The sequence below is a fragment of the Mucilaginibacter sp. cycad4 genome, assembly GCF_034263275.1.
In the GTDB taxonomy this organism is placed as follows: domain Bacteria; phylum Bacteroidota; class Bacteroidia; order Sphingobacteriales; family Sphingobacteriaceae; genus Mucilaginibacter.
Genome location: NZ_CP139559.1, coordinates 2,899,870 through 2,920,206 on the forward strand (window position 1 = coordinate 2,899,870; position 20,337 = coordinate 2,920,206).

Genomic DNA, 20,337 nt, shown 5'->3' on the forward strand with positions numbered 1-20,337 from the left:
TTATCGATTTTTAATTTTTCTGTAAACTAAATACCCGCAGCAATCATCTGCTAACTTTATCATTATATTGGCCCGATAATTTTTTAACCGGATGCTTGAACAGTACGATCTGCATAATATACTGATAATTGATATTGAAACGGTACCGCAATACAGCAGCCATGACCAATTGCCCGAAAATCTGCAGGTTTTATGGGAGCTAAAAACCCGGCATCAACGCAAAGATGAACCCGCTGAAAGTCATTATGAGCGTGCAGGCATTTGGGCCGAGTTTGGTAAAATAGTTTGCATTTCGGCCGGGATTTTTACCGCCGGGAAAAATATTGGGTTGAGGGTAAAATCATTTGCATCACATGATGAAAAGGAGCTGCTTACCAAGTTCTGCAACCTGCTGTTCGGTCAGCCGCCCAACCTTATTTTATGTGCCCATAATGGCAAGGAATTTGATTTCCCGTACCTCTGCCGCCGTTTACTGGTAAATGGTATGCCTTTTCCGTCGCAGCTGCAAATAGCAGGTAAGAAACCATGGGAGATTATCCATTTAGATACCATGGAATTATGGAAGTTCGGCGATCACAAACACTACACTTCCTTAAATCTGCTGACCACAATTTTTAATATCCCAACCCCTAAAGATGATATTGACGGCAGCGATGTTGGCCACGTATACTGGCATGAAAACCAGCTGGAGCGCATTTGCGCTTATTGCCAAAAAGATGTGATAGCTACAGCGCAATTATTAAGGCGTTACCGTGGTGAAGAACTGATAGCAGACGAATTTATAACCATAGTAGGTCAATAATGCTTAAAGTCAGTGATCTGTCGGTTAGTTTTAAGAACGGTAAAAACCAGTTCACAGCCGTAAAGGGAATTTCTTTTACCCTTAACAAAGGCGAAACAATTGGCATTGTTGGCGAATCCGGCTCGGGCAAATCTGTTACCTCACTTGCCCTGATGCGGTTGCTTAATGAAGATCAGGCCGTAATAGATGGCTCGGTGCTTTTAAATGGTGTATGCCTGTGTAAATTATCAGAAAATGAAATGCGGCATGTGCGCGGCAACCAGGTAGCCATGATTTTCCAGGAACCCATGACATCGCTTAACCCGGTACTTACCTGCGGTTTTCAACTTACAGAAGCTATTAGGTTGCATTTAGGATCAAGTAAAGCCGAAGCCAAACAAAAAACCATTGAGCTGTTTAAAGAGGTGCAATTACCCCGGCCCGAAGCCATATTTAACAGCTATCCTCACCAGATTTCGGGGGGACAAAAACAACGGGTAATGATAGCTATGGCTTTGGCCTGCAACCCGGAGATTTTGATTGCCGACGAACCAACCACCGCGCTCGATGTTACTGTGCAAAAAACTATTATTGAGCTATTGCACAAGCTGAAAGCCGAAAGGCATATGAGCCTGATCTTTATATCCCATGATTTGGGTGTGATCAAAGAAATTGCCGACCGGGTTTTGGTGATGTACAAAGGCGAAATTGTTGAAGAAGCCGCTGTAAAAGACCTCTTCGCAAATCCCCGGCATCCTTATACTAAAGGGTTGCTGGCCTGTCGTCCGTCCCCGCAGCAGCATCTGAAAAAACTGCCTGTTGTAGCCGATTTTCTGAATGAGGCCAGGCCTGCCGTAACTATTGAAGGTATCAGGGAATTATACCATTATCCGGACGATGAAATAACCGAAAGAAAACGCAGGCTATATCAGCAACAACCCTTACTAAAAGCAGAGAAGCTAAATACATGGTTTCCTACCGATTCAGGGTTATTTAAACGAAAAGACCATGTTGTAAAAGCTGTGAATAACGTAAGCTTTGACGTATATCCGGGCGAAACCTTAGGCCTTGTTGGTGAATCGGGATGCGGTAAAACCACTTTAGGACGAAGCATTTTAAGATTAATAGAACCAACATCGGGCAGGGTCACCTTTGGAGGCACCGATCTGCGGGAGCTTAAGAAAAATGAGTTGAGACAGATCAGGAAGGATATCCAGATCATTTTTCAGGACCCTTATTCGTCGTTAAACCCGAAGCTTACTGTTGGCCAATCGCTGATGGAACCATTGCAGGTGCATCAGTTTTACAACAACGACGCCACCCGTAAACGTAAAGTGCTTGAACTGCTTGAACGGGTTAACCTGCAGCCGGCGCACTTTGACCGCTACCCCCATGAGTTTTCGGGCGGACAAAGGCAACGGATAGTAATTGCACGGGCATTAGCACTTCAGCCTAAATTTATCATTTGTGATGAATCCGTTTCGGCGCTTGATGTATCAGTACAGGCCCAGGTGCTGAACCTGATCCGTGAGCTGCAGGAGGAGCTTAAGCTTACCTACATCTTTATTTCGCACGATTTGGCTGTGATCAAGCATATCTCCGACCGGATGATGGTGATGAACAAAGGTGAGATAGTGGAAACAGGTTATCCCGATGATATCTATTATCGCCCTAAAGAAGAATATACCAAGAGGCTGATAGCTTCGATACCTGGTTGATTAAAACAACTTTATTTAATTTAATTGTTTAAATTTGTTAGAAAGGTAAGCAAATGATACGCACGACAATCACGCCCCAAAACCAGGATCTATCCATTCATATTCCCGAGGATTACGTAGGGAAACAGATAGAAGTGCTATTATACGCTGTGGACGAACTGCTACAAGAGGAAAAAACTCCTCTAAAAAAGCCATCTGATTTCCGGGGAAAATTAAAGCTTTCAGACGGACAATATACAGATTTCCAAAATCATCTAAAAGACATCAGAAACGAGTGGAACAGGGATATTTAATAGATACCAACGCTATTATTGATTACCTTGATGGCAAACTACCTGAGAAGTCGAACCAGCTTCTGGACGAGATTAAATTTCAGATCTCAGTAATTTCACGAATTGAACTTTTAGCCTGGCGGAAAGCTACCGAGCAACAATTGAAAATATTAAATGATTTTATCAATATTTCTTCGGTATTTGACATGAGTGAAACAGTTATTCTTAAATCTATAGATATCAGGAAAATTTACAAACTAAAGCTGCCTGACGCCATTATAGCAGCAACTGCTTTAGCCAATAATCTTATATTAGTTACCAGGAATATCAACGATTTTAAAGCGATAGCAAATCTACATTTATTGGATCCATATTCATTATAGCTCCCGTTTTCATCAATTCCCAATCGCGATCACCACACCCCAAAATTCTGTATCTTTGATGCAAATACTATTCTATGTCTAAACACAAGAAAAACAACTCTTCTATACACCAGGTACTTGCCCAAATGGTACTTGATATATTTGAACAAAACGGCAATACGCCACTTAACTATAAGCAGGTTTCTGCTAAACTAAACGTCCGCGATCCCGAATCGCGCGAAATCATTTACGAGATCTTAAAAGACGAGGTTAAAAAATCGGTATTAAAAGAGATCTCTCCCGGTAAATTCCAGCTGCTTGAACTTAAAACGTTTATTGAAGGCGTGGTTGACCTCACCAACGATGGTTCGGCCTTTATAGTTACCGATGATGAGTTTGAAAGCGATATTTTCATCGCTCCCCGTAAGCTCCGCACCGCCCTTAACGGTGACCGTGTGAAAGTTTATGTATACGCCAAAAGTAAAGGCAAGCACAAAGAAGGCGAGGTTATCGAAATTCTGCAGCGCGCCAAGATGGAGTTTACGGGTATTGTTAAACTCTCCGAGCGCTACGCCTTTTTCATTCCCGATGACCGTAAGATGATGCATGATATTTTTATCCCGATTAGCGAGCTTAACGGAGCAAAAAATGGCATCAAAGCTGTAGCCGAAATCACCGACTGGCCAACCGAAGCTAAAAACCCTATCGGCAGGATCAAACATATTTTAGGTGCCCAGGGCGAAAACGATACGGAAATGAACGCCATCCTGGCCGAATATGGTTTTCCGTTATCATTTCCTGCCGAGGTTGAGCATGATGCAGAAGAAATTTCGGATGTGATCACGCCCGAAGAAATTGCCAGGCGACGTGATTTCCGCAACATCACCACCTTTACCATCGACCCATTTGATGCCAAGGACTTTGACGATGCCCTATCCTATCGTGTACTGGAAAATGGCAACTACGAAGTGGGTGTTCATATTGCTGATGTATCACATTACATCATTCCCGATTCGGCTTTGGACAAAGAAGCTTTGGATAGGGCCACATCAGTTTACCTTGTGGACAGGGTAATCCCGATGCTACCGGAAAGATTATCAAACGGTCTTTGCTCTCTTCGCCCTAAAGAAGAAAAACTCTGCTTTTCGGCAGTGTTTGAGATGGATGAGAATGCAAATATCATTACCGAATGGTATGGCAAAACCATCATCTACTCCGACAGGCGTTTTACTTATGAGGAAGTACAGGAAGTAATAGAAAGCGGCGAGGGCGATTTTAAAGATGAGATTTTTAAACTCAACGCACTGGCCTATAAGCTTCGCGACCGTAAGTTTAGAAACGGTGCCATCAGCTTTGAAACCACCGAGGTTAAGTTCAAACTGGATGAAACCGGCAAACCAACAGGCGTTTATGTAAAGGAACGTAAAGACGCCCATAAACTAATTGAAGATTTTATGCTGCTGGCTAACCGTAAAGTAGCCGAACGCGTAAGTAAAATGGGCAAAGGCAAACACAAATACACTTTTGTTTACCGCGTACATGATTCGCCCAAGCCAGATGCGCTGGCTAACTTTGCCCAGTTTGCGGCAAGGTTTGGCTATAAGGTCAATACCAAATCTGACAAGGAAACAGCCCGGTCGCTTAATTACCTGATGGAGGATGTAGAAGGCAAAAAAGAGCAGAATGTTTTAACACAGCTGGCTATCCGCTCCATGGCTAAAGCTATTTATACTACCAAAAGCAGCAGCCATTACGGTTTGGCCTTTGATCATTACACGCACTTTACCTCACCAATTCGCCGCTATCCGGATGTTATGGTACATCGGTTACTATTCCATTATTTAAATGGCGGTCAATCAGCCAATGCCGAGTTTTATGAAAAACTATGTTCGCACAGTTCTTTAATGGAGAAAAAAGCCGCCGATGCGGAGCGTTCTTCCGTAAAATATAAACAGGCGGAGTATCTTCGCGACCAGGTTGGCAATACTTTCATGGGCATCATATCGGGAGTTACCGAATGGGGCATGTATGTAGAGATCATCGAAAATAAATGCGAAGGAATGATCCGCCTGCGCGATATCTCGGACGATTTTTATACTTTGGACGAGAAAAACTATGCCATCATAGGTCAGCGTAAAAAGAAGATCTATCAACTGGGCGATGAAGTAAAGATCAAAGTAAAACAGGTTGACCTAACCAAAAAGCAAATAGATTTTATATTGGTACAGGACTAATATTGGTGAATGGTTGATTGGGTGAGTGGTGGTTAGTTAACACGCTGCAACCACTCACTCAATCAACTTAATGAACTACTCACTAAATAAATGAAACAACTTACAGAGTTACAGTTACTGATAAACGATGCAGTAGGCAAACTAAGCTACCCCGCTTACCCGGCCGATCTGTATGAACCGATAAGCTATATTTTATCAATTGGCGGCAAGCGCATGCGCCCTGCCCTGCTCCTGCTGGCCTGCGACCTTTTTGGCGGCGACGTTGACAAAGCTATTGAACCCGCTTTGGCGATTGAAATATTCCATAATTTCACGCTGATGCATGATGATATCATGGATAAAGCGCCCCTACGCCGCGGTAAAGCTACTGTACATGAAAAATGGAACGCTAACGTGGCCATCCTTTCGGGTGATGCCATGATGGTAGAAGCTAACCGCATGATGATGAAGGTTGACGACAGCATTTTACGCAAAGTGCTTGATGTTTTCAACGATACTGCCACAGGCGTGTGCGAAGGTCAGCAGATTGATATGAGCTTTGAACGGCGTAACGACGTAAGTATCGAAGAATACATTAACATGATCCGCCTTAAAACAGCGGTATTACTCGGCGGTACTTTAAAGATCGGTTCGATCATTGGCGGTGCAGCTTTAACTGATGCTCAGCTGATCGATGCTTTTGGGGTAAACCTTGGTATAGCTTTCCAGTTGCAGGATGATATTCTGGACGTATACGGCGATCCGGAAAAGTTTGGCAAGCAGGTTGGCGGGGATATCATCTCCAACAAAAAAACCTTTTTGCTTATCCGCGCTCTTGAACTTGCCAAAGACAACCAGGCACAAACGCTAAACCACTGGCTAAACATAACCGAATTTAACAGTGCTGAAAAGGTGAAAGCCGTAACCGACATCTACAACGAACTTGATATCAGGCAGCATGCTGAAAAAGCGATGCAGACCTATGCCGATAAGGCTTTCGTAGCCCTCGACGCTATTAATCTGCCCGAAGATCATAAACAGTACCTGCGAGATTTTGCAGACGGCTTGCTGGTGCGGGAGAATTGATTTATATTACCATATTCAATAAAGAATCAAACAGTTAGCTCAAATAGTTAAATGAAAAAGATCTATTACGTTTTAGCAATCTTGTTAACGTCAACGTCCCTGTATGCCCAAACCCTAACCTCAGGCGGAAAACTAAAACCAGAGCAAGCCATTATGGACGTAAGGCATTACACCATATCATTGGCTGTTGATCCGGTGCAGAAAACCATTGATGGTTTTGCCACCATCGATGTGATCATGGCAAAGCCGACCAAAATTTTATTGTTTGATCTGTTAGATTCTTTAACCATAAGCAAGATTTTAGTAAACGGCAAACAGAACCTTTTGATTATAAAAACAATCTGATTACCATTAATACCACTAAAGAATTGCCTGCAGGTAAAGCAAGCGTAAAAGTTATTTATGGCGGCAAACCGCATGTTGCCCGTCGCCCACCATGGGATGACGGTTTTATCTGGACACAAGATTCCACCGGACACCAGTGGATGGCTATCACTGCCGAAGGTACAGGCGGTAAATTATATTTTCCTTGTAAGGATCATCCCTCCGATGAGCCAAACGAGGGTGTTGATATGTTTATCACTGTTCCTAAAGACCTTGTAGTTGCCGGGCCTGGATTATTAAAAGGCGTTACTAAACAAAAGGAAACGTCAACATTCCATTGGCAAACCAAATACACCATTAACAATTACAGTATATTGTTCAATGTAGGTGATTATACGGTGGTAACCCGTCCGTACACCACCGTAGATGGACACCAGGTTCCCATCCAGTTTTACGTACTAAAAGAACATGCCGCCAAAGCCGGGCATCACCTGGATATTTTTGTAAAAACTATCAAAGAGCAGGAGAAATACTTTGGCGAATATCCCTGGGTAAAGGAAAAGATAGGCATTGTTGAAACCCCACATTTGGGCATGGAGCATCAAACCATGAACGCTTATGGCGCCAAATTTAAATACACCACAGTTGGCGGTGAAGACTATGATGGCCTGATGCACCATGAATTTGGACACGAATGGTGGGGCAATAAAGTTACCGCCAAAGACTGGGCCGATTACTGGATCCATGAAGGCATCTGTACCTATGGCGATGCACTTTATGTTAGGGAGTTTGAGGGTGAAAAAGCTTATATCAAATTCTTCCAAAACTCGGCACTCTCATTCGGCAATAAAATCCCTATTGTTATCGGGAAAGATATTGATGAAGAATCTGCTTATAATGGTGATATCTATGGGAAAGGCGCGTTCTTTATGCATACGTTGCGGTATATTATGGGTGACAGTACCTTCTTCCCTACCCTTAAAGGTTTCGTTACTGATCCGCACTACACCTACAACAATTTAGCAAGCACTGATGATGTTATCCAATATTTCAGCAAAGCCGCCGGCAAAGATCTTAAGCCTTTGTTTGATCTTTATATCTATTCGATTAATAAACTGGAGGTGCATGTAAAAGCTCTACGCGGCGATAAGTACCAGGTTCAATTGCTTAATATCGATATGCCGCTACCTGTTGATATTGTTGCCGATGGTGTAAGCAAACGCTATACAGTTGATAAAAAAGGGATCACTATAATCAGCAAAGCAATGCCGGTTATTGACCCTGATACCTACTATCTCAAGAAACTGATCATCGAATAAGTTTATGAAAGGACTGGTTGTATTTGGTTTAATCATGTTTCCTATTGCACTGCTTGCCCAAAGTAAAATGACAAAGAAGCATGTTAAACCAGATACAACTATTTACAATACTGTTGATGCGGTGCCTGAATTTCCGGGAGGAATAGAAAAGTTGGGTATTTATCTCTCAAAGATGAAAATGCCAGCATTAGATACTACTGAATACATACCTGGCCGTGTGATTATACAAATGATTGTCGAGAAAGACGGGAATTTAACCCACCTTAAAATAGTCCGGTCAAGAAACCAAACAATAGATCAGGCTTACCTGGGGCATCTTCGTAATTCGCCTAAATGGAAACCCGGACTTTTGCACGGCAAACCTGTAAGAGTATTATTTAGTTTGCCTATAATTGTTGAATTAGCTTACAACAATTATAGGCAAACAAAAAATCCCGATCAAAACTGACCGGGATTTTTTATATCCTAATATTTGTTAACTGATTACTCAGCTACAGTTTCTTCAGCAGCATCAGCAGCTTCTTCTTTTTTAGCTTTTGGTGCAGCAGCTTTCTTTGCTTTTGGAGCTTCTTCAGCAGCAGGAGCTTCAACAGCTACAGCTTCTTTTTTAGCTTTTGGTGCAGGTGCGGTTACTTCTTCAACTTCAGCAGCTTCAAACGGAACTACTGATACGTATGAACGGTTATCAGCTTTCTTTTTGAAAACTACGATACCTTCAGCCAGTGCAAATAAAGTATGATCTTTACCAAGACCAACATTTAAGCCTGGGTTGTGCTTAGTACCACGCTGACGTACGATGATGTTACCTGCGATTGCTGGCTGACCACCGAAAATTTTGATACCTAAACGCTTGCTATGTGACTCACGACCGTTTCTTGAACTACCGGCCCCTTTCTTATGTGCCATTTTTTATATCTTTTATGGAATTGCAGAACAACTCCGGTTCAACCTTTAATTATAATGTAATACCGGTGATCTCGATTTTGGTAAATTGCTGACGGTGACCGTTTTTCTTTTTGTAACCTTTTCTTCTTTTCTTTTTGAAGATAATTACTTTATCACCTTTTAAATGTGACACGATCTTAGCCGATACTTTAGCGCCTTTCAAATCAGAACCTAATTTGAATTTACCTTCGTTTTCTGCTAACAATACACTGTCAAATTCAATACTAGCGCCTTCATCGCCTTGTAACCTGTGTACAAAGATCTGCTGGTCTTTTGCAACTTTAAATTGCTGTCCTGCTATACTTACTATTGCGTACATGTTTGTTAAATATTGTTTTAAATTTCGAGGTGCAAATATAGGGATTGATTATTTAATAAACAACACACCTTTATTTTATTTTTTGCTGCGATTCTCAACGTCGGTAAGTTTTTTCTGGATTTCGCCTATCAGCCGCTGGTTGGCATCAATCAGCTTGGCATTACCGAAATAATCGCTGTCGAAGATTACACGCTTGGTTTTTTCCTTGTACTTAAACTCAATGATATACCGAACCGCCTTATTTGCAGCAGCAGCCGATGTATCACCAATCTCTTTCGACGGAAAATCCCAGAAACCCAGGTCGGCAGCCTTACGGTGCAGGTATAACAAATCGTCCTTGGTTAAACGCAAATGCTCTTTAACCAGCGAGTCGCGCCTGTCAAGGTATTGGAACATGCCTGTACGTGAATCATATTTATTCACAAGGCTGTCCTTATGACCATACTGGAAACTGATCGATTCAAAATCAACGAAACGGTAGGGCGCATTCTTGATCATCATTCCATAATAATAAACGCAGTACAGTATAAACGGCACCACAACAGTCATGATCAAAAATATTTTTTTTAAACGGGGAGACATATTTAATTATTGAGTTATTGAATTACTGAATTATTGATTTTTATTTATCTCTTATTTAGAAACGGTTTTTCGTGAGGCTGATGCAATTTTAAGAATCTGATTTGCTTCATCTAATAATATAGAGATATCGGCTTGCTTCGTTATTTCAGCTTCAATTAACACTTCCATCCAAAAAGCCGATTCATCAGCTTCTTCGACTACAGTAGATAGCTTAGAGTGAAACTCGGCTTGAGATCTGGCCCTGCAGGCAGCGCGATAGTTGGCCCCTACAGACGATGAGGATCTTAAAAGCTGTCTGCCAACAATTTTGGCCTCTTCTGTTTTAGGCAGCGTTCTAAAAAATTTGATATTATCTACAACGAACTTCTTTGTTCGTTTTTTGAACATTTCGGCAAATTCAATTCTATCGTTTTCTCCCATTTCTTTATAATTAAGCAGCAAATTAAGTACTTATTAAATCAATAATTCAATAACTCAATAATTCAATAATTATATTTCTCCTTCCCACTTGCTCACTACCGCCGTTGCCATGGCATTACCCAGTACATTGGTAGCAGAGCGGCCCATATCCAGCAACGGATCAATCCCTATCAGTAAAAACAAACCAGCTTCGGGAATATTGAACATAGACAATGTCCCTGCGATAACCACCAGCGAAGCCCTTGGCACGCCGGCCACGCCTTTACTGGTAAGCATCAGCACCAATAACATGGATAACTGGTGCCCGAATGAAAGATGAATATCATATGATTGCGCCAGAAACAATGATGCAAAGGTCATGTACATCATGGAGCCATCCAAATTAAATGAATAACCTAATGGCAATACAAAGCTCACAATTTTATTACTGCAGCCAAACTTCTCCAGTTCTTCAAGCACCTTTGGATAGGCCGCTTCGCTTGTTGAGGTACTGAATGCAATGAGCATGGCATCCTTAATACTATTAATAAGCCTGAATACGGGCTTCCTCAATACGATGTAACCGGCTAATATAATTACCGACCAAAGCACAATCAACGAAAAATAAAACTCACTGATAAAAATACCATAGGTTGAAAGTACACCCAGGCCTTGCTTGGCCACTACAGCGGTTATAGCACCAAATACAGCTAAAGGAGCCATTTTCATCACATAGCCGGTGATTTTCATGATCACGTGTGCAAAGGCATCCATGGCTTTGATCACTATTTTGCCCTGCTCGCCTATTGCGGCTGTAGCTACGCCAAAAAACAAGGAGAACACCACAATCTGCAGGATCTCGTTATTGGCCATCGCCTCAATAAAACTTTTAGGAAAAACGTGACCAATAAACTCGGTTAATGACAGCGCCGATTTTTTGATGCCGGTACTTAAATGACTATCAGGAAGCGGCAGGTGCATGGTTTTTCCCGGTTCAAACAGGTTAACCAATAACATCCCCAATAATAAGGATACCAGCGTGGCGCTGATAAACCAAAGCATGGTTTTACCGCCAATCCGGCCAACTGCCTTGATATCCCCTACCTTGGCTACCCCTACCACCAAGGTGGTAAATACTAACGGGGCTACAATCATTTTAATAAGATTAAGGAATATCTTGCTTAGGATATTGTACATCTCCAGCTTGTCTTCCCGTGCATCGGTAGCCTGAGTTTGCAGTTTTACCTGGGCAATTCTTTGTAATTTAAGGTCTTTGTAGGCTGATACCGTAGTATCGGCTAACGCCTCTATATTCTTGTCGATACTTTTAATAGCAGAACCGGCGGTACTGAGTTGTTTATTAAGATCGGCAAAAACGTAGGTGTTATAAATATAACCGGCTACCACACCCAATACCAGTGCGATAAAAATGAAGAGCGTCAGTCTGCTTTTTTTCATTTAATTTAATAAGCCTGCAAAACTACAAAATTTACGCGCTGTTTAAACAGGCATGGGAATATTCTATTTTATGATTTTCTTTAATGAAGAAACAAAATATCACCTCAAAGAAGCCGTGTTTTAATTTCTTCACTAATTATTTCGAATTAAAACTAATTACACGAATGGTAACCTCGTCTGTATTCGTGTAATTAGTTTTAATTTTATTGAACTGCAAAGGTCATTCGTGAAAAAATATTTAAACAATTAGTATTTTGCCCACTTATTTACAACATGACTACAACTGCCTACGGATTACAGCATATAAAAAAAGAAATTCAGCACCTGCCCAATGAGCAGCTGGCCGAGTTGATGCTCCGTTTGGCGCGTTACAAAAAGGAAAATAAAGAGCTCCTTGCCTACCTGCTTTTTGAAGCCCATGATGAAGCTGCCTTTGTTGAAAAGGTAAAGGCTGAAGCTGGCTTCATGTTCAGCCAGCTATCGTCATTGAGTTACAACGCCGCAAAGGGCATGCGTAAGATACTGCGGCTATTAAGCAAGTACACTAAATTTATGGCCTCAAAAGGTGCAGAAATTGAATTACTGATCAATTTTTGCGAAAACTACCTTGAATATGCCGACAGGCGAACCTCGTACAAACCTTTAAGGCTAATATTAACAAGGCAGGTTGAAAAGATCCGCGGGTTAATTAATAAGCTCCATGAAGACTTACAGTTTGATTACCAGGACAGTTACAATAAATTAATAAGCGATGCCGAAAGTAAGCTGGGCTGGTTTAAAAAGAATGATCACTTGTTGTAACATATAAAGCTTAACATCGTCTAAATATAAAATTAACTGAAGTGGCCAACAAAGAAGCAGCATTCAAGCAGATATATGAAGCTAATTCTAAAAAGATATTCCATCTGTGCTATGGTTATACCGGCGATGACGATGCCGCCAACGACCTGCTGCAGGAAACCTTTTTAAAGGTTTGGCAAAATTTAGAGAAATTCCGTAACCAGGCCATGATATCAACCTGGATTTACCGCATTGCTGTAAATACCTGTTTAACCTATTTGCGCTCGGAAAAACGCCAGGCCAAAGACGAACTAACCCCACAATTAGCTGAAACAAAACGAGAAGAACTATCGGATAAAAACGAGCAGGTAGCTTTGCTCTATAAATGTATTTCAAAACTGGAAGAATCAGAAAGGATTATTATAACCATGGTACTTGATGAGGTGCCATATCCCGAAATTGCTGAAATTTCGGGTATATCAGAAGGGAACTTGAGGGTGAAAATTTATCGTATAAAACAAAAATTAACGGAGTTATATAACCAGTATGAAAGACTTTGATCATTTGATGTCGGTTTGGCAGGGACAGCCAAAACCAGATCAGCTTTCGGTGGATGAGGTGCTGAAGCAGGTAAAGAAGGGAATAAGGAGTATAACCCAAAAGTTATACTGGAGTATTGTGGCCATGTTTGTAACTGTTGCATTCGCTTTTGTCGTCACTTTTTTCCTGGCATTTAAATCTGCAGTTACTACTATCGGGATCCTCATCGTACTGGTAACCATGTTGATGTACCTTTCGTTAATGGTACGTCATTACCACATTTTGAGTAAGCGCGATGCAACCCTCAACCCTGCCGAATACCTTGACAGTCTTAAGGCCTATCAAAAAAACCGCAGCAAAGTTATCGGCTGGTTTTATTATACCTATATACTGCTGCTAAGTGCGGGTTTGGCTATGTATTTTATCGAAGTACTCGAACACTCATCGCTCGCTTTTAAAATAGTTACCTACACATCAATCGGCATCTGGTTCCTGTTCACCACGTTTTATCTTAAACCCCGCATGTTCAAAAATGAGGAAGAAAAATTAAACCTCATGATTGACAGATTAGTAAGGTTGAAAGAGCAATTTGATTGAAAAGGCAGTTTGTTTAGATTTGCTTCATGACTACCGGAACTATAAGGATTCAAAAACTGGCATTGGCCGATGCTGATGTATTGCTGGCTTTAAGCAAAAAAACATTTTTCGATTTTTTTGGCCATTTAAATAAACCGGAAGATATCGAAACTTATGCATCTGTTGCTTTTACACCGCAAAAAATACAAACAGAGCTCAGCAACCCAAACTCACATTTTTACTTTGCAATATTCAATGGTGAAATAACCGGCTATCTCAAGCTAAATTACGGCCCGACCCAAACAGAATTCCAGGACCCTAACTCGGTCGAAATTGAACGGATCTATGTTTTGGCCGAACATCATGGCAAAAAGATAGGCCATCAGTTTATTGATTTCACCTTAAAAGAAGCCGTAGATAAAAACCTGCAATACGTTTGGCTTGGCGTTTGGGAACACAACCAAAAAGCAATTGCCTTTTATGAAAAACATGGCTTTGAAATATTCAGCAGCCATGAATTTGTCCTGGGAAGCGACAAGCAAACCGATTTATTAATGAAGAAAGTATTGTAAAGCGAAATCTCATCTCAAAGCCCAAAGCATAAGGCTTAAAGCCTTTGCACATTTTTCGCGTTGAGCTTTAAGCCTTCTGCTTTCAGCTATTCAACAACGGCAACTGATAATTAACCCCAACCCTTAACGCTTTTAAGCCGGTAACTCCCTGTAATTCTTCCAGTTCAAGATATTCAAGGTCGTCAAGCAAATATCCTTGCACTTGCAGGTACCTGATGTATTCGTCATATTCAGCAGCTTCTGTTGGGTTAAAATATACCATGGCTATTTTGCCGGGCTGGGTAAGGCGCTCAAAAGTTCCTGCTATTAAAACTTTATCAATCCGTTTTTTAATCACCTCGTACCGGATATTGTAAGCCCCTTCAACATCAAAACGCCTTTCATCATTTCTGAAACTGATATCTATAGCGTTTGAGTGAATGAATATCAAATGCGTGGTTTGTAAAGGGCGCGAAAGCTGATCGCCAAGATCATGAGTCATCCGGGCTATCTCAGCCATCGACCGTAACTGCCACAAACGGATATTCTTAAGGTACAGCATATCGAAAACGCGCTGCGGCGCTATTGATTGCCCTATGTAAATGTCATACTCCACCCCATCGGTGCGGAATTTTTCAAAATAACAGGGAAACGACTCCTGTACTTCTGTTTGTGCCTGCTCCAGGTATTGGTTGATAGACGTATTGATAAGCTGCATGGAGGTTTCCAGGTTGCGCCTGTGTTCAAACGAAGCACCGGTTTCCTCATTCATGGCATTAAAATACCTGTCAATGGTTTCCCTTTCGGCAGGGTAATTATTTCTGAAATGCTCCAAAAATGGGTTAATCTCGTTATGGAGGAAAGTATCTAGCATCAATTCATCATTAGTGGTAATATAACCACTGATACGTTCAAGCCACTCCTCGCATTTAGATACCAGCTTACCGGTAAGGCTTAAATGAATATGCTCATTTAAAACCTGAAGTGTTTCAATAAGTATAGTAAGCAGGCTTTTTAAATCCTCCTGCAGGGCGCTGTTGCGCTCAACCGTGGAGTTGCGGATATCAACCGCACCAAATAAGGGATATACATTTTGAAAAGCTACAGTCTCTATCTCCTGGTTCTTTTTCTTTTTTCTTTTTTCCTTAAGATAATTCCAGGCCACCTCATTAAACTTCCACTGAACGGATGGCTGCAACGAGGTAAATTTATTTTTGATAACCCCCGAAATGCGGGCTTCAAACTGATCGATGCTGTTTTGCAGCAGCTGGGCAATCAGCGGTATACTGGCCTGTAATTTTGAAAGCAACTTTTCATAAAAAACTATCTCCTTATATGAAAACACTTCCATGATGCCTACATTTTTCTTATTGTAGTACACCGGGAAAATCCCGTACGATTTAATGCCGGCCTGTTTTAAAACCTGCAAAAAGGGGAATTTACCTATCTTTTCATCGGTAATGGAATTGAAAAAGATAGGTCTCGGATTTTGATTATAATCATCAATAATGGCGTCAAATGTTTCCTCGGCAAGGTTAAAATCTTTAGCGGCCTTGATCAGGATACTTCTGGAGCATTCGTCATTATCAAAAATAGGCTCATTATTGATAGTTAAAAAAGGCATCAATCCAAACTCAATACCCGGGCTTTCGGCAAGGGTTTTAAGGGAGCTGATGATGTGCGCATACTGCTCTTCCTCATTTGCCGAATGATTAACCAGCTCGGTACGAATATTGTCGAGCGCATGGGTTAACGTTACATCGGTTAATGTAATTATAGAAAACCCTTTAAATTTAAAAATATTGAGCGGTATTACCTTTTCAATTAACTCAAGGCTTGTATGCGAATGTAAATATGGTTCAATAGTATCAAAACTAAGTTCAGGCAGTTCGCCATTCAATTCAATTTCCACGAAACGGGCATCAGTCTGGATATTAAAATACCGGGAAAGACCGGTTTCCGGATCCTGGTATGAAAACAGCAACTCGTTCTTCATTGCAGATGAAAAGCCATACATCCGTTCAAGGATCAGGTTGTAAATGAAGCGTTTTTGCCTGTCGCTGAACATTTCGTTCTTGGATACATTCAGCGCGTATAAGTTTGAATGGTGGCTTGAGTGAAAATCATAAAAGGCCTCGGTACTGAAAAAGATCTTGTCCGGTACCGGCGTGCTCAGCGCCCAGTGAAATTCCTTTTCGTTAGCTATTGGCGGTGTAAGTATGGAGTAAATAAGCTCCAGCATTTCCCGGTACTTTTCGGCATCCGTTGGCCGCATATCCAGGTCAATACATATATCATGCTCAAAACGCTCCAAAACATAGCGGTAAAACTCGCTCTTGAGGGTTTTTTCGGTGGCAATCCGTTCTTTTAAATGCGCCACGAACGGATTAAATGTCAGGCATGTTTCAACCTGGCAAATAGTGCATTCGTTTTTGCTTATATTGAGTACTTCGGTGTGCATTTTTTAATTACAATTTTACCCTTCATTAAAATCTGAAACTGGTTGAAAGATAAGGGTACCATCCTTCTTCAGAGTAACCGGCAATGATCTTAATAACTGCCAGTCTTGCAGGTGCCACATAAAAGCCGGCACCTGTGCCGTTATGCCATTTATCTGAGCTTTGCCCATTTTCCCAAACGCGGCCTATATCATAAAATCCCATAACGCCTATTTGGCCGGGAACGATATAACTGGCAAAATCGCTCAGTTTTATACGCAGCTCCAGGTTATTATAAAAACTATGCTGGCCTGCAAACCGGTATAGCCTGTAACCTAACAAATTGTCCTGCCCGCCTAAAAACAACGACTGATAAAAGGCAGTTTTCCCAATGGTAATACCGCCGCCTACCCTATCGGCCAAAACAATAGTGCTTTTGGCATTCAGGCTTTTGTACAAAGCAACCTGGGGTATAAGCTGGGCAAAACTTGTGGAGTTATTATTTAAACCTTTAAACTCCTGAAGCTTGATATTAATAAAACTTCCCCAGGCCGGAAGCACCTTATCATTGCGTTTATCGCTGGTAAAGTTAACAACTATACCGGCGTGCATTTTTGTTTTGTCAAAGGTATAACTGTCGGGCGCGTTTGTGAGTAACGGATATGTAATAAATCGACCGATATTGTCATCAACATCTAATTTATAGTACTGAAACGCAGGGCCTACCGTTACAGAAGTACCCGATTCGTTACGCCACCTAAAGGCGGGACTAAATGTAAAATTATCAAAACGGGTACGGTAATATTTGCGATAATCGCCTGCTTTAATAAATGGAGTTTCGTTCCCCCTGCCAAAAAAGTTGATATTATCCGGGAAGTCAAGCTGGGCATCCATCAAAAAGTCGGCTTTGCCAAAAGCGTGGATCCACTCGCCGCTATACTTAATTTTGAAAGCTTTTGTACTAAAAGAATGACTGGCGAATACCGTTTGTACATCATTGTATGGCAGTTTTTGAAAACCTTCCTGGTGGGTGTATTTAAAACCGGCGCCAAGCAGTACACCTTCATCTGGGTTGTAAGAGATATTGGCCAGCGGCGCTATTACGTTCATGAGGTTAACCCTTAAGTATGATGTATTAGCGCTGTCCTTGCTTATGTGTTTGTTAACTTTTGATTCATCGCCGGTTATGCTCAGCTTTTTGCCCCGATCGTACAGTTGTACCGTATTAAGCGATTTTACAATATTGTATGTTTTGGTACCGGTACTATCAATAAACCTCAGTTTTATTGGCGATGTGGTATTATCAAGCACTACCTTATCATCACCGCCGCTTACATAAATGCGAAGCTCTTTGGTAATATCGGGATGATAATTCTGATTCATGAGCGTGTCTTTAACCTCACCATCCTTATTGATCTTGTTGATGATCACATTGAGGCTGCCATTCGGCTCATCCTTCACGGTTACCAATTCATTTTTATTTGAAGCATGGATATCAACTATCTTGTTGATGAACTTGTAGTAATACTCCATTTCGGCCGGGATATTGGCACGGCGCTCCTTCAATTGTTTCAGCAATACATCATGCCTTAGTTTGTATGAAGATTCGGGCAGGCGTCTTAAACCGGCTTCCAGTACCTCATCAGTTTCGGCGGCAACAAAATCATTCACAATTTTTGTCCATTGTTCGTGGCTGTATTGTACAGATGGCCATCTTTGCATAAACATGGTTTTCCATAAAGAATATTTTACGCTGTAAATCTCGCCGCTAAAGCCCTGCAAATTAGGTGCTATCCATGGCTGTGCCGCAATAGTTGGCAGTACGCCCTGGTTGGTATAAAATACCTGGTCGCGGTCGCGCGGAACAGCGGTATAAAATTTGCCTTTCCCTTTATCCTCATCGCGCCAGCGCCACTGATCACCATGCCTGTCCCAGTCGCCAATGAGCAAATCGAGCAGGCGTGCGCGTAAAAATTCCTCGCCGTCTACGGTGTTATCATTATCCTCCAGCATTTTGCCGATCATTTTCACGGTATTGTCCGATTTACCGCCAGGTTCGCGTTCCTCAAGCAAACAAACTTTATTGGCAAAAATATTGGCATATTGCCCCAAAACCGGATCAGGTGACACCACACCGATTATCGGGTTGGCATGCGGCACACGCGCGGCATCAGCGAGGGGCGGCACTATCAGCGCCGAAAACGGGTGCTGGGCACTCATTGCATCGTTAACCCAATCTTTGGCAAACGTTTCCTGGAATTCATCGGGCAGGATTTTTTCAGGCTGCTTCTCCACACTGCGCAGCACCCATTCCTTACCATCCTTGTCTATCAAACGGAGCGAATGCGTTTGGAAACCACCGCCAATGCTTTCGGTCCTTAAACCACCATGAATTTCCGATAGCCTGATCACAGGTAGTTTTGTTTCGGCAGCCCATTCCTTGCGATAGTTTTCACCAAACCAGCGGCGATGAAAATTGCTTACGCTATCATATTTGGGGTGCACCCTAACCATGAGGCTATCTGTCTTGATAGGCGTATGCAGGGTATCAGGGATGTTTTCTACCGATGTATAAGGTTGTGTATAGGCAAACACCTGTTTAACACCCTGATCGCTGTCGATATAATAAGTAAACCGCATCCGTTTGTCTATTAGTAGATCGGCAGTTACATAACCCTGGGTAGCATCAGCAAAAAGCGAGTATTTACCTTTGATGGCATAGGTTTGTTTGGCCCCTGCCCCGCTCACCACCTGTACCTGTTTGCTTTTGATGAACTGCAAACCATGCTCATGCCCTGCCACGTGAATAAGGTTCGGAAAATTGCCAAAAACTGCATCCACCTTTCTGATCATATCTTTGTACAGCGGGTGCCCGAGGTCTTCGGGATTTGAAAAAGTAGAACGTAAAAACGGGTAAAGCGAGCCAACTACCGGCAGCGGCACCCAAAGATCTTTATTAACCACGGTAAGAGGGAATATGTGATCTTTAAGCGAAAAGTAGCCGCCATGTGTACCATAACTCTGGAATGGGTGATGTGAGGCCAGGATGATCACCTTATCTTTGTTTCGCTCAAATATCAGCTTGATCTTATCGGCAATATCATCCTTGTTTTTGCAATCGCATTCGGCGCCCGGGTTGTTTTTACTGAAAGGATATAACCACCATTCACTGTCGAAAGCTATTACGGTTAGATTATCTGTAAGGTTGATCTCAACCGGGTCGGGGCAACCATTTTCAGGCACCATTTTCAGCAGCTTATCACCCTGTTGTTCCAAAAACTCCCACTGGCGTTTTATTTTAGCCAAACCAAGCGGCCCCATCTTATCCCAGTCATGATTACCGGGGATAAAATAAACAGGTGCACCGGCGGCACGCATAGGCTGGTATTGCGATTGCAGGATCTTTTTAGTTTCGGCTTCTTCAGGACTGCCCGGCAAACCCATACCGCGCGGGTAAATATTATCGCCCAAATAAAATACCGAAGTTTTATTTTTAAGGACACTGGCTGCGGCATGTTTTAAAACGGCACTTTGTTGCATGTCCATTTCGCCGGCATCACCAATCAGGATCATCCTGTACTTTATCGAATCCTGGGCTTGCGTATTCAGCATGCCCAATAGTAAAACAAACAACAGGGGTAATTTTTTAATCATGAGGTTTGGTTGAGATGTAT

Annotated in this window: 20 protein-coding genes; 13 read left to right on the forward strand and 7 right to left on the reverse strand. The window is 42.0% G+C overall.

What is annotated here, in order from left to right; genetic code table 11:
* Window positions 1–91: 91 nt before the first annotated feature.
* The 9 genes from SNE26_RS11595 to SNE26_RS11635 all read left to right on the forward strand — a co-directional run bounded on the left by SNE26_RS11595 (window position 92) and on the right by SNE26_RS11635 (window position 8,523).
* A complete protein-coding gene (locus tag SNE26_RS11595; RefSeq protein WP_321559521.1) occupies window positions 92–802 on the forward strand; it encodes a 3'-5' exonuclease in 711 nt (236 codons plus the stop codon).
* Window positions 802–2,499, forward strand: coding sequence for an ABC transporter ATP-binding protein (locus tag SNE26_RS11600; protein ID WP_321559522.1), 1,698 nt, complete (start codon window positions 802–804; stop codon window positions 2,497–2,499). Before SNE26_RS11595 ends, SNE26_RS11600 begins: the two co-directional genes overlap by 1 nt.
* Before the next feature lie 53 nt (window positions 2,500–2,552).
* The gene (locus tag SNE26_RS11605; RefSeq protein ID WP_321559523.1) at window positions 2,553–2,792 is read left to right on the forward strand and encodes a hypothetical protein; all 240 of its coding nucleotides are present in this window, start codon (window positions 2,553–2,555) and stop codon (window positions 2,790–2,792) included.
* The gene (locus SNE26_RS11610) at window positions 2,774–3,154 is read left to right on the forward strand and encodes a type II toxin-antitoxin system VapC family toxin (RefSeq protein WP_321559524.1); all 381 of its coding nucleotides are present in this window, start codon (window positions 2,774–2,776) and stop codon (window positions 3,152–3,154) included. The genes SNE26_RS11605 and SNE26_RS11610 overlap by 19 nt, the downstream gene beginning before the upstream one ends.
* A gap of 74 nt (window positions 3,155–3,228) precedes the next feature.
* Complete coding sequence (gene rnr / locus SNE26_RS11615; protein WP_321559525.1) at window positions 3,229–5,367, forward strand: ribonuclease R; 2,139 nt, start codon at window positions 3,229–3,231, stop codon at window positions 5,365–5,367.
* Between the two features lie 90 nt (window positions 5,368–5,457).
* Window positions 5,458–6,432 (forward strand): polyprenyl synthetase family protein, encoded by a 975-nt coding sequence (locus SNE26_RS11620; protein ID WP_321559526.1) that lies wholly within the window; start codon window positions 5,458–5,460, stop codon window positions 6,430–6,432.
* Window positions 6,433–6,483: 51 nt separating this feature from the next.
* Window positions 6,484–6,777, forward strand: coding sequence for a hypothetical protein (locus SNE26_RS11625; protein WP_321559527.1), 294 nt, complete (start codon window positions 6,484–6,486; stop codon window positions 6,775–6,777).
* Between the two features lie 23 nt (window positions 6,778–6,800).
* Window positions 6,801–8,075 (forward strand): M1 family metallopeptidase, encoded by a 1,275-nt coding sequence (locus SNE26_RS11630; RefSeq protein ID WP_321559528.1) that lies wholly within the window; start codon window positions 6,801–6,803, stop codon window positions 8,073–8,075.
* A 4-nt stretch (window positions 8,076–8,079) separates the two neighbouring features.
* The gene (locus SNE26_RS11635; protein ID WP_321559529.1) at window positions 8,080–8,523 is read left to right on the forward strand and encodes an energy transducer TonB; all 444 of its coding nucleotides are present in this window, start codon (window positions 8,080–8,082) and stop codon (window positions 8,521–8,523) included.
* A gap of 35 nt (window positions 8,524–8,558) precedes the next feature.
* Here SNE26_RS11635 and rpmA read toward each other — a convergent pair whose 3' ends face one another.
* From rpmA to SNE26_RS11660, 5 genes are all read right to left on the reverse strand, one after another.
* Complete coding sequence (rpmA, locus tag SNE26_RS11640; protein WP_321559530.1) at window positions 8,559–8,981, reverse strand: 50S ribosomal protein L27; 423 nt, start codon at window positions 8,979–8,981, stop codon at window positions 8,559–8,561.
* A 49-nt stretch (window positions 8,982–9,030) separates the two neighbouring features.
* Window positions 9,031–9,339: a 50S ribosomal protein L21 gene (rplU, locus tag SNE26_RS11645; protein ID WP_090467954.1), complete on the reverse strand. Its 309-nt coding sequence runs from the start codon at window positions 9,337–9,339 to the stop codon at window positions 9,031–9,033.
* A 75-nt stretch (window positions 9,340–9,414) separates the two neighbouring features.
* Complete coding sequence (locus SNE26_RS11650) at window positions 9,415–9,888, reverse strand: hypothetical protein (RefSeq protein WP_321559531.1); 474 nt, start codon at window positions 9,886–9,888, stop codon at window positions 9,415–9,417.
* An 84-nt stretch (window positions 9,889–9,972) separates the two neighbouring features.
* Window positions 9,973–10,341: a four helix bundle protein gene (locus tag SNE26_RS11655; RefSeq protein WP_321559532.1), complete on the reverse strand. Its 369-nt coding sequence runs from the start codon at window positions 10,339–10,341 to the stop codon at window positions 9,973–9,975.
* 69 nt (window positions 10,342–10,410) lie between these two features.
* Complete coding sequence (locus tag SNE26_RS11660) at window positions 10,411–11,778, reverse strand: dicarboxylate/amino acid:cation symporter (RefSeq protein ID WP_321559533.1); 1,368 nt, start codon at window positions 11,776–11,778, stop codon at window positions 10,411–10,413.
* Between the two features lie 273 nt (window positions 11,779–12,051).
* Between SNE26_RS11660 and SNE26_RS11665 the strand changes: the two genes are divergently transcribed.
* Genes SNE26_RS11665 through SNE26_RS11680 form a run of 4 tightly spaced genes read left to right on the forward strand, consistent with a single transcriptional unit; the run spans window position 12,052 to window position 14,246 of the window.
* Window positions 12,052–12,579, forward strand: coding sequence for a hypothetical protein (locus SNE26_RS11665; protein WP_321559534.1), 528 nt, complete (start codon window positions 12,052–12,054; stop codon window positions 12,577–12,579).
* A gap of 41 nt (window positions 12,580–12,620) precedes the next feature.
* Entirely contained in the window at window positions 12,621–13,118 is a 498-nt protein-coding gene (locus SNE26_RS11670; protein ID WP_090525007.1) for an RNA polymerase sigma factor, read from the forward strand.
* Window positions 13,105–13,695 (forward strand): hypothetical protein, encoded by a 591-nt coding sequence (locus SNE26_RS11675; protein ID WP_321559535.1) that lies wholly within the window; start codon window positions 13,105–13,107, stop codon window positions 13,693–13,695. The genes SNE26_RS11670 and SNE26_RS11675 overlap by 14 nt, the downstream gene beginning before the upstream one ends.
* Window positions 13,696–13,721: 26 nt before the next feature.
* Complete coding sequence (locus SNE26_RS11680) at window positions 13,722–14,246, forward strand: GNAT family N-acetyltransferase (protein WP_321559536.1); 525 nt, start codon at window positions 13,722–13,724, stop codon at window positions 14,244–14,246.
* Window positions 14,247–14,328: 82 nt separating this feature from the next.
* On the opposite strand, the gene SNE26_RS11685 is transcribed toward SNE26_RS11680, so the two are convergent.
* Entirely contained in the window at window positions 14,329–16,686 is a 2,358-nt protein-coding gene (locus SNE26_RS11685) for a GAF domain-containing protein (protein ID WP_321559537.1), read from the reverse strand.
* Between the two features lie 25 nt (window positions 16,687–16,711).
* Window positions 16,712–20,317 (reverse strand): BamA/TamA family outer membrane protein, encoded by a 3,606-nt coding sequence (locus SNE26_RS11690; RefSeq protein WP_321559538.1) that lies wholly within the window; start codon window positions 20,315–20,317, stop codon window positions 16,712–16,714.
* Between the last annotated feature and the right edge of the window lie 20 nt (window positions 20,318–20,337).